The 12,086-nt window shown below is 52.8% G+C and carries 14 protein-coding genes; 9 read left to right on the forward strand and 5 right to left on the reverse strand.

All coding sequences use genetic code 11. The features are described 5' to 3' along the window. The first annotated feature begins 33 nt into the window (after positions 1–33). The 3 genes from thiL (at position 34) to J1836_RS19015 (ending at position 2,415) form a co-directional block, all read left to right on the forward strand. Entirely contained in the window at positions 34–948 is a 915-nt protein-coding gene (thiL, locus tag J1836_RS19005; RefSeq protein ID WP_242632922.1) for a thiamine-phosphate kinase, read from the forward strand. Positions 949–1,023: 75 nt separating this feature from the next. Continuing rightward, complete coding sequence (locus tag J1836_RS19010; RefSeq protein WP_207252681.1) at positions 1,024–1,614, forward strand: SPOR domain-containing protein; 591 nt, start codon at positions 1,024–1,026, stop codon at positions 1,612–1,614. Between the two features lie 138 nt (positions 1,615–1,752). Further along, on the forward strand, positions 1,753–2,415 hold the full coding sequence (locus tag J1836_RS19015; protein ID WP_207252682.1) for a DUF4124 domain-containing protein: 663 nt from the start codon (positions 1,753–1,755) through the stop codon (positions 2,413–2,415). Here the strand turns inward: J1836_RS19015 and argB are convergent. Beyond that, positions 2,336–3,190, reverse strand: coding sequence for an acetylglutamate kinase (argB, locus tag J1836_RS19020; protein ID WP_207252683.1), 855 nt, complete (start codon positions 3,188–3,190; stop codon positions 2,336–2,338). The two genes, J1836_RS19015 and argB, sit on opposite strands and share 80 nt — an antisense overlap. A gap of 81 nt (positions 3,191–3,271) precedes the next feature. On the opposite strand from argB, the gene J1836_RS19025 reads away from it, so the two are divergent. Continuing rightward, positions 3,272–4,453: an acetyl-CoA C-acyltransferase family protein gene (locus tag J1836_RS19025; protein WP_207252684.1), complete on the forward strand. Its 1,182-nt coding sequence runs from the start codon at positions 3,272–3,274 to the stop codon at positions 4,451–4,453. Between the two features lie 67 nt (positions 4,454–4,520). On the opposite strand, the gene J1836_RS19030 is transcribed toward J1836_RS19025, so the two are convergent. Genes J1836_RS19030 through coaBC form a run of 4 tightly spaced genes read right to left on the reverse strand, consistent with a single transcriptional unit; the run spans position 4,521 to position 7,942 of the window. After that, positions 4,521–4,838 carry a DUF3144 domain-containing protein gene (locus J1836_RS19030; protein ID WP_207252685.1) on the reverse strand — a complete coding sequence of 106 codons (318 nt, stop codon included), beginning with the start codon at positions 4,836–4,838 and terminating at the stop codon, positions 4,521–4,523. A gap of 34 nt (positions 4,839–4,872) precedes the next feature. Further along, on the reverse strand, positions 4,873–6,273 hold the full coding sequence (locus tag J1836_RS19035; RefSeq protein ID WP_207252687.1) for a phosphomannomutase/phosphoglucomutase: 1,401 nt from the start codon (positions 6,271–6,273) through the stop codon (positions 4,873–4,875). 3 nt (positions 6,274–6,276) lie between these two features. Further along, positions 6,277–6,732, reverse strand: a complete 456-nt coding sequence (gene dut, locus J1836_RS19040) for a dUTP diphosphatase (RefSeq protein ID WP_207252689.1) — start codon at positions 6,730–6,732, stop codon at positions 6,277–6,279. Beyond that, positions 6,719–7,942, reverse strand: a complete 1,224-nt coding sequence (coaBC, locus tag J1836_RS19045) for a bifunctional phosphopantothenoylcysteine decarboxylase/phosphopantothenate--cysteine ligase CoaBC (protein WP_207252691.1) — start codon at positions 7,940–7,942, stop codon at positions 6,719–6,721. The genes dut and coaBC overlap by 14 nt, the downstream gene beginning before the upstream one ends. Before the next feature lie 41 nt (positions 7,943–7,983). Between coaBC and radC the strand changes: the two genes are divergently transcribed. The 5 genes from radC to J1836_RS19070 all read left to right on the forward strand — a co-directional run bounded on the left by radC (position 7,984) and on the right by J1836_RS19070 (position 12,039). After that, entirely contained in the window at positions 7,984–8,655 is a 672-nt protein-coding gene (gene radC, locus J1836_RS19050) for a RadC family protein (RefSeq protein WP_207252692.1), read from the forward strand. A 38-nt stretch (positions 8,656–8,693) separates the two neighbouring features. After that, a complete protein-coding gene (locus tag J1836_RS19055) occupies positions 8,694–9,410 on the forward strand; it encodes a hypothetical protein (RefSeq protein WP_207252694.1) in 717 nt (238 codons plus the stop codon). A 327-nt stretch (positions 9,411–9,737) separates the two neighbouring features. Beyond that, positions 9,738–10,538 (forward strand): sulfite exporter TauE/SafE family protein, encoded by an 801-nt coding sequence (locus J1836_RS19060; RefSeq protein WP_242632923.1) that lies wholly within the window; start codon positions 9,738–9,740, stop codon positions 10,536–10,538. 4 nt (positions 10,539–10,542) lie between these two features. Further along, positions 10,543–11,841, forward strand: a complete 1,299-nt coding sequence (locus J1836_RS19065) for a hypothetical protein (protein WP_207252696.1) — start codon at positions 10,543–10,545, stop codon at positions 11,839–11,841. Between the two features lie 39 nt (positions 11,842–11,880). Beyond that, the gene (locus tag J1836_RS19070) at positions 11,881–12,039 is read left to right on the forward strand and encodes a tautomerase family protein (RefSeq protein WP_242632973.1); all 159 of its coding nucleotides are present in this window, start codon (positions 11,881–11,883) and stop codon (positions 12,037–12,039) included. The last annotated feature ends 47 nt before the right edge of the window (positions 12,040–12,086 follow it).

The following is a 12,086-nucleotide window of genomic DNA, read 5'->3' on the forward strand; positions in this document are numbered from 1 at the left end:
TATGTCGGAATTTGATCTAATCCGCGAATATTTTTGTGGCAACCCGTGCCGGATGACGTGCGGATTAGCGTGGGTGATGATGCAGCGGTTTTGCGGATAGCGTCGGGTAAAGAGTTGGTGGTTTCGGTGGATACGTCCAATGCGGGAATTCATTTTCCGCTGGAAACGCCACCTCATGCGATTGGTTACAAGTCATTGGCGGTTAATCTGAGCGATTTGGCGGCGATGGGAGCCGCCCCAGCGTGGTTTACCTTGGCATTATCGTTGCCCACGGCAGATAACGCGTGGGTCAGTGAATTTGCACGAGGGGTGCGTGAATTGGCGGAGCAGCATGGTATTTTCCTGATTGGCGGCGATACTACGCGGGGGGCGTTGAGCATCACGATTCAGGTGATGGGTTGGGCAGAACCGGGTAAAGCGCTGTTGCGTAGTGGGGCGCAATCCGGCGATTTGATTTGTGTTTCTGGCACATTGGGTGACGCAGCCGCAGGTTTGGCGGTGGTGCAACAGCGTTTGGTCTTATCGCCAGAGGCGGCGGTGTTTTGTGTGCAACGCTTGAATTACCCCACACCGCGTTTGGCACTCGCCAGTCTGTTGCGGGGCAGGGCGACGGCTTGCATGGATATTTCAGATGGTTTGCTGGCGGATCTTGGGCATTTGCTCAAAGCCTCAGGGGTTGGCGCACAGTTACAACATGGCTTGCTGCCGCTTTCCTCGGCGTTGGCACAACTGCCTTTGGCGCAACGTCTCGGCTTTGCGCTCAGTGGCGGAGATGACTATGAGTTATTGTTTACGTTGCCAAAAGCACACTGGGAGGATGTGAAAAGTCAGGCTGAAGCCCAGCAAATTCAGGTTACAGTCATCGGAAAAGTGGATGCTAAACAACAGAATTTGCAGATTGATTATACCTTGCCAGACCAACGGTGGGGTTATGAACATTTTTCTTGAGAATGGTGCTTGTCTGGGAAACTTTTGGCAATAGACCATTGTCTATCAAAACAACAATCACTTAGGGCTTATATTATGGCAAACAAATTGAAAGTGGGAGCTGCCGTGCTGACTCTGGCAGTATTGATGTCTGGTTGCGCACCGACTCCTGCAACGAATGCACAAGCGGGTGCAACTACGGGTGGTGATTACGGTGCTGGTTCTTACGGTAGCACTACCACCGGGGCTGACTACGGCTATAACAGCACTGGAACAGCGGCCAATACGGGCGGCACGACGAATGCCTCTTACTATGATTATGGTACGGGCGGTGCGGCAACGGGTGGCTCTGGTTACACGGGTACAACGTCTGGTTACGGTACAACTAGCGGTACGTCTGGCAGCTACTACGACTATACCGCTCCGGGTGGTGCTAGCACGGGTGGGGCAGGTTCTTATGCCAATACAGCGGGTGGTTCTTACGCGGTACAAGTCGTGGCAAGCCAAAGCAGCAGTGCGGCTGAATCCATGCGTAGTCGGATGCAATCCATGGGCTTTAACGCGATTGTTGAGCAAATAGGCGGTCTCTACAAAGTACGCGTCCCGTTCAGCAGCGAAAGCGAAGCTAAAGCCAATCTGGGACGTATCCGTTCCAGCGTACCCGATGCTTTCTACACGGTTCGTTAAATTTTAATCTACCACACTGCCCCCACGTTGGGGCAGTGTGCGTTTCGTAGTGACAATACCCCCGCTCTTCCGCTTCCCCCGCGCTTTTCCGCGCCGCAAATGCTAAAAATCTACGTATAAGGATGATACGAGGTTTTTATGCGCTACATCACATTGATTGCATTACTGCTACTGGCTAATGTTGCACAGGCAGGCTTATACCGTTGGGTGGATGACGCAGGTGTAGTGCATTATTCCGATGTCGTGCCAGCCACGGTTGAAAAGCACGGTCATAGTGAGCTCAATGCCCAAGGCATGACACTAAAAACGTTTCCATCTGCACCCACTGAAGCAGAAATCGCTGCTAGCAAACGCCAAGAAACCTTAGCACAGTTACGCAATGCCTTAGAAAACAAGCAGCAAGAGCAGGATAATCATCTACTCGCAAATTACACCGATATTGCCGAGTTAGAGGCCGTCTTTCAGAGCAAGTTAGCGGTTTTGGCAAAGAATACGCAGTCGATTGCCGAGCGGCGTGATTCTTTAGCCAGTAAATTAGCCGCCGTGCAAGCGCAAGCACCCAATGTTGAAAACGCGGCGCAACGTGAAAAACTCAATGGCTATGTGTTGGAGGCGGAGAAAACGCTGGCGACTTACGACTATGCCTTGCAGGAAAATCAGACCGAGCAAGAGCGCCTTCGCCAGCGTTACGAAAAAGACCGCGAACGTTTAAGCAAGCTGCTTAACGCGTCACCATCGTCCCGACACCCTGATCCGTCAAAAGCTCCAGCAATACTGCGTGCGGCACTCGACCATCAATAATGCTGGCACTTTTTGCTCCGGCGGCAATCGCATCGGTGGCACACGTCAGTTTCGGCAACATGCCGCCCTGAATCGTGCCATCCGCGATTAAATCTTGAATGTCTTGTTGGCTTAATACTTCCAACAATGTCCCTGCTTTATTGAGTACACCCGGTGTATTAGTCAGTAGCAGCAAGCGTTCCGCGTTCAGCACTTCTGCCATTTTACCCGCCACGATGTCGGCGTTGATATTGTAACTCGTGCCATCTTTGCCAACGCCAATCGGGGCGATGACGGGGATAAAGCGGTCTTCTTCCAGCATTTTTACCACGCTAGCATCAATTTCGGTCACTTCGCCGACATGCCCTAGGTCAACCGTGGCGTGCTCTAGTTTGCGGGCAATAATCATATTACCGTCTTTGCCGGTCAAACCAATCGCCCGTCCACCGGCTTGGTTGATCATATTGACGATTTGCTTGTTGACCAAACCGCCTAAGACCATTTGCACCACATCCATCGTTTCGGCATCGGTGACGCGCATCCCATCGACGAAATGGCTTTCCTTACCGATTTTCTTGAGCAAATCGCCGATTTGCGGGCCGCCGCCGTGGATAACCACCGGATTAATCCCAACTTGTTTCAACAACACGATGTCGCGTGCGAAGCTTTGTTGCAGGGCAGGTTCAGTCATGGCATTGCCGCCGTATTTGACAACAATGGTTTTACCAGAATATTTCTGGATGTAAGGCAGCGCCTCCATTAGGATAGAGGCGGTATTACGTGGGTGACTGCTCATGGTTTTGCTCGGTTCTTAGAAAAATGAGTCATTATATCGCAGTTAGCGCTGGTCTTTTTTACTTCGGAGGAGAAAATTATTATGAGTAGAGATGTTGTTGTATTGAGTGCAGTGCGTTCTGCGATTGGTGCTTTTGGTGGTTCATTGGCAGACATGGATGCCAGCGAACTGGCGGGCGTGGTTATGAAGGAGTCGATTGCACGTTCGGGTGTCGATCCTCAGGAAATTAGCTACGTTACTGTGGGGAACTGCATCCCGACCGATTCCCGTTATGCGTATGTGTCACGCGTTGCGTCGATTCAGGCAGGTTTGCCGATGGAATCGGTGGCGATGCAAGTGAGCCGTCTGTGTTCATCGGGTTTGCAGGGCATTGTGACGACCGCGCAAAACATTATGTTGGGCGATGCCGATTACGGTATCGGCGGCGGTGTTGAAGTGATGTCCAAAGGCGCTTATATGCTGCCAGCGCTGCGTTCTGGCGCACGCATGGGCGATACCACCGCGTTTGATAGCATGGTGGCGGTGCTGACTGACCCGTTTGGCGTGGGTCACATGGGGATTACGGCGGAAAACTTGGCGACTAAGTGGAATATCAGCCGTGAAGACCAAGATGCTTTCGCGCTGGAATCCCAACGTCGCGCCGCAGCGGCGCAAGCAGACGGTCGTTTTGCCTCACAAATCGTGCCTATCGTGAAGAAAACCCGCAAAGGCGAGGTGATTTTTGATACGGATGAACACCTCAAACCGAGCACGACGCTGGAATCATTGGCGAAAATGCGCCCTGCCTTCAAAAAAGACGGCACAGTAACAGCCGGTAATGCGTCGGGTATCAATGATGGCGCGGCGTTCTTCGTCTTGGCAGCGGCAGATGTAGCGCTGAATGCAGGTCACAAGCCGATTGCCCGTTTGGTGTCTTACGCATTGGCGGGTGTGCCGAATGACCTCATGGGTGAAGGCCCGATTCCTGCCTCGAAACTGGCGCTGAAAAAAGCCGGTTTGAAGCTGGATCAAATGGATGTGATCGAATCTAACGAAGCGTTTGCGGCACAAGCATTGTCGGTGGCGAAAGGGTTGGAGTTGGATCTGGAAAAAACCAACCCGAACGGTGGCGCGATTGCCTTGGGTCATCCGGTCGGTTGTTCGGGGGCATTCATTGCCACTAAAGCGGTGTATGAACTGCAACGTACCAATGGCAGGTACGCACTGGTGACGATGTGTATCGGTGGTGGTCAAGGCATTGCGGCGATCTTTGAACGCCTCTAAGCCTTAACGGAGCTGTAAAAAGCCACAGGCAATGCTTGTGGCTTTTTTTTGTCGTGGGGTTAAGCGATTAAGCTTCTTCGTCAGGATGCTTGATGTAAACCTTGTAGTTATCCTTGAAGTCACGCAGGTTGTCGCCGAGCATGTGGCGGAATTGCTTGCTCAAATAATCCATCGTGTCATCCGCGTCTTCGATGAATTCTTTGCGATCAATGGATGACGCGGCAACCACGAAGGTATTGAAACGGGCGGCAGCGTATAGCATTGCAGCACCAACTTTACCTAAATCGCTGGTTTCGACCGACGTGTTCGCCAGTTCAATGAATTGTTCAGCAAGATCCCAGAATTCTGGGTCATTATCTTGCGGATTAGCGGGTTTTTTGCTCATGTGGTGCGAATCCTTGGGTGTAAGGGGTGCAAGGTTAAAACGGCAGTGCCGCCGTGGTCAATTGCAGCCGTTGAATATCGGCACGGAACACAGCGCGAATCGCTTCCAGCCGTTCCGCCGTATCCGCTTCAAAGCGCAAGGTAATCGATGGGCTGGTGTTGGAAGCACGCGCCAAACCCCAGCCATCGGCGTATTCGGCACGCATTCCATCCAGCGTAATCAGGCGTTGCGCGTGCAATTGCTGATGCTGCATCCAGATTGCCATTGCCGCCGTGGCAGCGTCGTAGGAGGCAAAGCGCAGCTTGTGTTCGGGCGTGCTAAAACCTTCGGGGATACGCGCAAAAATTGTCGCAGGGCTAGCCGTTTCCTGCGCAAGGATTTCCAGCAAACGGGCGGCGATGTACATACCGTCGTCGTATTCCATGCCCCGATCCCGCAGCACAATATGCCCACTGAATTCACCGCCGAGAACAGCGTCATGGTCGCGGACATATTTTTTCAGCAAGGAATGTCCACTGATGCACATGCCGGGAATACCACCTGCATCACGGATGGCTTTATCCAACCGATACGTGCATTTCACATCATAAGCGACGATGCGCCCCGGTTGTTCGCGTAGGACGTTTTGCGCCAGCAGGGTGAGAATGCGGTCAGGCCAGAGAATATGCCCGTTGCCATCCACTGCAATCAGGCGGTCGCCGTCGCCATCAAACGCAATGCCAATATCCAACGCTTGTTCGCGCACTAGCGTTTGCAAGCTGCGTAAATTGGCAGGCTGGGTGGGGTCGGGCGAATGGTTGGGGAAATTGCCATCGACTTCGCAAAATAGCGGGTGGACTTCGCAACCGATGTCGCGGAATAGTTGTTTCGCCAACAGCGCGGTTGCGCCATTGCCGCAATCCAGCCCAATGCGCAGACGGCGTTGCAGATGAATTTGCTGGCAAACGGTTTGTAAGTAGTTGGGGAGAATATGCGCCGTTTGCAATTTACCCGCTTGTGGTTCGTGCCAAAGTTCGCCGCGCATAATGCGTTCGTACAAGCGTTGGATTTGCTCGTTGTACTGGCATTCGCTGTTGATGACGATTTTAATGCCGTTTTCATTGGGCGGATTGTGGCTGCCAGTGATCATAACACCATGCGCGGCAAGACCGGATTGCACCGCGAAATACAGTACAGGTGTAGGCAACATGCCCAGATCAGTGACGTGGCAACCGGCTTGCAACAAACCTTGTGCCGCAGCGTGCGCTAGGGCGGGGCTGGACAAGCGTCCGTCACGGCCTAGCACGACGGACTGCGTACCAAGATCACGCAATTGCGAACCAATCGCTTGCCCGATCAGGTACGCGCTGTGTTCGGTGAGATTGTCAGCATACACGCCGCGCACATCATAGGCACGGAACAATGAATGCGCGATAGTGTTGTGGGGAATGGTCATCACTTAGTGCTTGCCTGAATGCCCAAAACCACCTTCACCGCGCTGCGATTGGTCGAAATCATCGACCTGTTGCAAGGCCACTTGTACCACGGGTACGAAGACTAATTGCGCAATGCGTTCACCGGGGGTGATGGTGAAGCTGTCGTTACCGCGATTCCAGCACGAAATGAGCAATTGCCCTTGGTAGTCGGAGTCGATCAAACCGACCAAATTGCCTAGCACAATGCCGTGTTTATGCCCCAGCCCAGAACGTGGCAAGATTACCGCCGCCAAACTAGGGTCGCCAATGTGAATAGCAAGACCCGTCGGAATCAGGGTGGTGTCACCGGGATTTAACACAAGGGCGGCATCCAAACACGCCCGCAAATCCATGCCTGCCGAACCTGTGGTGGCGTATGCGGGGAGGGGGAATTCTGTACCGATGCGTGCGTCGAGGATTTTGTATTCAATCGTTGTCATGTTGAGCGAGTTTCCGTTGGTTGTATTGCGCCGCCACCAATTGCATCAAGGCTTCGGCAAGTTGTTGTTTATCCATTTCCGGCAACGAGGTGTGACCGTTTTTCCACACCACTTCTAAGGCATTGGTGGGTTGGTCGAAGGCTTTACCGCCTGCGACGGAATTGGCAGCAATCATATCAATGTTTTTGCGTTCCAATTTGCTGCGGGCATAGGTCATCAAATCGTGGGTTTCTGCGGCAAAGCCGACCGTGAACAGGTGCGGGTATTCCTGTTTGATTGTAGCCAAAATATCCGTGGTACGTTTCATTTCAAGATGGAGCGTGGCGGCATTTTTCTTGATTTTGCGATCCGCGACATCCACGGGGGTGTAATCGGCAACGGCGGCGGTGGCGATGAAGAGATCCGCTTGCTTGGCGTGTTCGCAGGTGGCGTAGAGCATATCGGCGGCGGATTCTGTGATGACGCGGCGTACTCCAACAGGACAGTCGAGCGCTACATGCCCAGACACTAGCATCACTTCTGCACCCATTTGCGCGGCAGCACGGGCGACGGCGTAGCCCATTTTGCCGGAACTGCGGTTGGTGAGAAAGCGCACGGGGTCGATAGGTTCGCGGGTGGGGCCTGCGGTGATGAGTACCTTCAAACCGTGCAGCAAGGCACTGCTGGTGCAGCCATTTTCTAATTCACGCACGATGTCGGCAGGTTCGAGCATTCGCCCAAAGCCCGTATCGCCGCACGCTTGTACACCTTCGGCAGGGCCCAATACTGTGACGCCGCGTTCTTTTAGCGTATTGACGTTGTGCTGGGTAGCGACGTTTTTCCACATTTGCTGATTCATCGCCGGTGCAATGATTAAGCGGGCGGTCGAAGCAAGGCACACGGTACTCAGCAAATCATCCGCCATGCCCCACGTCAGGCGTGCCAAGGTATTGGCGGTCGCGGGGGCGATCAAAATCACCTCTGCCCAACGTGCCAGCTCAATATGCCCCATGCCTAGTTCGGCTTGCGGGTCGAGCAGGGTGGTATGCACTGGATTGCCGGATAAGGCTTGCATGGTGAGCGGGGTGATGAATTCCTGTGCGGAAGCCGTCATGCACACGCGCACGTTTGCACCCTGTTTTACCAGCAGGCGTAGCAGCTCGGCGGATTTGTAGGCTGCGATGCCGCCACTTATCCCTAAAAGAATGTTTTTACCGGAGAGGAATGACATAAGATTTACGTTCTAACCCATACCTAAAAAAGCGGAAAAAAATGGCAATTACCGACTGGCCTCTGGAAGAACGTCCACGCGAAAAACTCATGTTACGCGGCGCACAAGCTTTGTCGGATGCCGAATTGCTGGCGATTTTCCTGCGGGTAGGTGTCAAAGGTAAAACCGCTGTCGACCTCTCGCGGGAGATGTTGCAAACGTTTGGTAGTTTACGGCAATTATTTGATGCAGACGCACAAAACTTTTGTGCAACGCACGGTATGGGGGAAGCCAAATACGTGCAACTGCAAGCTGTGCTGGAAATGTCACGACGTTACCTGAGCGAAAAAATGCGCCGAGGTGACCCGTTATCAGACCCCGATGCAGTACGTTTTTACCTCACCTCCAAATTGCGTGACTACCGTTTCGAGGTGTTCGCGTGCTTGTTCATGGATACGCGGCATCGGGTAATCCAATACGAAGAGCTGTTTCGCGGCACCATCGACGGGGCAAGTGTACACCCGCGTGAAGTGGTGCGCCGTGCGTTGCATCACAATGCGGCGGCCGTTATTTTTGCGCATAATCACCCTTCCGGCGTGGCTGAACCCAGTCAAGCCGATGAACGTATTACCCAAAAACTTAAAGATGCCTTGCAGTTGATTGATGTACGCGTGCTAGACCACTTTGTGATCGGTGATCAAGTTGTGTCGTTTGCAGAACGCGGTTTGTTGTAGAATAATCGTTTACCACCCCCCAAAAAAAGGATTTCACCGTGATTACAGCGGAACAGGAAAAACAAGTCAGCGGAACAATGGAACTGCTGAGTGCTTATATTGCCAACCCCCCGTGGGAAGAATGGATGGTCGAAGTCTTCTCCGATGCCATTGCTTATGCTGCCGAAATGTTGGAATTATCCGGCGACGAAGTATTGGACTATTTGGACGAAGAACCGTTAGGGCAAATGCTGCATTCCCACGTTTTCGAGCATTTTGTTACCACCGAAACCAACGAAGACGGTGAAACAGTCTTGCAAGAATTCATGCGGACACGCGTGCAGCAAGAAGAAAAGTCGTTTGCTTGCCAGTATTTGGAAGCGTTTTCCCATTCTGAACTCGCGTTGTGGGAAGTCGTTGGCAAAGTGGGCAAAAAAGTCGAAGTGCGTCGTTTGGGTTCGGATGAACCGACCGTGTTAGCACAATTGGATGCGACCAACGTGCCCAACAATATCTGCATTGCGTCGCGTTTGTTGAGCTTGCCGAATAACCAGCATATTTTCAGTTTTGGTATGTTGCCGATTGAAAAGACTGAGGCGGAAGAAATTATCGCTTACTTGGCGCAAGTACGCACGGAAATGCTGGAAACAGCACAAACCGAAGAAGGTCAATCCCATGAGGCGGCGGACATTGATGCGGCTATCGTGGAAGAGTTAACCGATGTCATGTTCCACGAAACGCTGACGGCGTGGATTGGACAAGGTTTCGAGAATTAAGCACAAAAAAAAAGAGCCACATTATGTGGCTCTGAGTTTATCTTTTAATTCTGTGTTGTGCTGTTATTTAGTACGTTATCACAACTGTTGAAAAGTGCTTGTATTCCTCCTAGCTGGCGTCTAATGCGCTCTCCAGTACAAGCACTGGGGAATAGTATACCGACTCGATTTACCCTTGCCTACTGGCATGAATGGCAGCTTAAGCAAGGGTATGCCCTAGATGTCCCTCAAAAGGTTAGTTGCCACCCTTAGTACTTCATGTTCTCCCTGTTTGTAATGGCGTTTTAATCATTACAATCCCGGCTGGAACATAGTGGAGAACCAATCTTGGACATTAATTTGCTGTTGATATTGCTGGCATTGGGTGCTGTCGTGGGGGGGGTTGCTGGGTTATTCGGTGTCGGTGGTGGTGGTATTATGGTTCCAGCCCTGACGACCTTGTTTGTCGGCAAAGGCTTTCCCCCGGATCAGGTGGTGCATTTGGCGTTGGGGACATCAATGGCAGCCATTGTCATGACTTCCTTTTCCAGTATGCGGGCGCACCATGCCAGAGGTGTCGTGTTGTGGGCAGTAGTACGCCACATGACACCCGGTATCCTGCTGGGAACATTTGCCGCAACTTTTTTGGCAATCTACCTGTCTTCACAACATTTGGCGATTTTCTTTGCCTGTTTCATGGGTTATGTCGCTTTGCAGATGATCCTGAACGTCAAGCCAAAACCGCATCGGGAATTGCCGGGGGCATTGGGGCTGGCATCAGTCGGCACGGGGATCGGCGTGGTTTCGGCGCTGGTGGCTATCGGTGGTGGTTCGTTGTCCGTGCCTTACCTGACTTGGTGCAATGTCAATATCCGCCATGCGATTGCTACCTCCGCTGCCCTTGGCTTACCGATTGCGCTGGCGGGGACGCTAGGGTATTTGTTTAATGGCTGGGGGCAAGTCGGCTTGCCGGAATACACGCTGGGTTTCATCTACTGGCCTGCGGTCATCGTGATTTCACTGGTCAGTTATTTTACAACCCCGTATGGGGCGCATCTGGCGCATTCACTGCCGATACCGACGTTGAAGAAAGGCTTTGCGGTGTTGCTGGTGCTGTTGAGCCTGAAAATGCTGTATTCGGTGTTGTAATTTAATGAAATGGAGTCCTGCCTTTTTACGTTCCATCGCCAGCCTGTTGTTGTTGGGGATGGCTATCAGCAGTTTGTTGCACTTGTTGTATCCATCATTGCCTGCTTGGGTCAGTGGCTTGTGTGCGTGGCTGGGATTGGGTGCATTGTTGTTGTCGGCACATCCTCGCAGCTTCCAGCAGTTTTTCATGCTGGCGGGGGTAGGGCTGGTGTTCTTGCTGTGGGGGTGGGGGCGTGGGGCAAGCATTTCCCTGAATGATATTCTGCTACAAAATAATGGTTTGATGGTGATGCTGTACAGCGTCGGCTTCCTACGGTTGGTGGCGACATCAGCACAGGCCGATAATGAGCCATTACCCCAAGGGCGGCGTGCATTTGTGAATACCTTGCTGGGTGTGCATGTGTTGGGTGCGGTGATCAATATTTCTATCCTGATTCTGGTGGCGGAACGTTTGAAATCGCAGCAGGCATTGGGCAAGCAAACGGTAACCGTCATTGGGCGGGCGTTTTCGATGGCAGCGTTCTGGTCGCCCTTTTTTGCGGCGATGGCAGTGGCGCTGACGTATGCGCCGGGCGCTGAATTGCATCCGGTGATCCTGACAGGATTGGGGTTAACGGTTTTGGCGATGCTGGTGACGGTGCTGGAAATGGGCGGTAGTGGTTTGCACAAGGTGCAGGCATTTCGGGGGTATCCCATGCACGCGGGCAGTTTGCTGATCCCGGTGCTGCTGGCTGTTACTGTGATGGTGTTGCACCCGTTGTTACCCAATGTGCCAGTGTTGATGGTAGTCAGTACCACGGCAGTGACGCTGGCGGTGGTATTCCTGTCCCTGCGCCAGCCGGGGACAGCTAAAGCAGGGCTGAAGCAGCATGTGTGGAACAGTGCGCCACGTTTGGCGCGGGAACTGGGTCTATTCATGGGAGCTGGTCTGCTGACCGTGGGTGTACAGGCTGTGAGCCAGAGCTTTAGCGGTTTCCAGCCGTTTGCGGCCTTGGATGGCTTGGAATTGAGCCTGTTATTGGGTGGGGCGATTGTGGTTTCCTTGCTGGGGGTGCATCCGGTGGTCAGCGTGGCCGTGATTGGCCCGTTGGTGCAACCCTTGCACCCGGACGCGAATGTGCTGGCGATGTTGTTTTTGTGCATTTGGAGTCTGGGGGTGGTTGCCAGCCCGTTTTCTGGCCTGAATGCCATCATGCGTAGCCAGTTTGAGGTGTCGGGGCGTGACATCCTGCGCTGGAATATTGGGTATGTTGTGGTGATGTGGGCGGTGGTTTCAGCGGCGTTTTTCTTGATTGAATCTTGACCTACATGCCCTTTATGGCAAGCGGTTTCTACATCTCTGATTCAGGGGCGTACCCCGGAACAAAAGAACGCTTTTTTCGCACAAGTCACCGCCGTTGCGGCTGAAACGCTGGGTGTGAAACCGGAACACAGGTGCGTGTCGTCATCAACGCAGTACCAGCGGAACACTGGTGTATTGGCGGCGTCAGTAAAGCCGTGATCGACGCTCGTAACGCAGCCAAAGGATAAGCCATTAGCTGCAAAAAG

Origin of the sequence: Thiothrix fructosivorans (assembly GCF_017349355.1) — a bacterium.
In the GTDB taxonomy this organism is placed as follows: domain Bacteria; phylum Pseudomonadota; class Gammaproteobacteria; order Thiotrichales; family Thiotrichaceae; genus Thiothrix; species Thiothrix fructosivorans.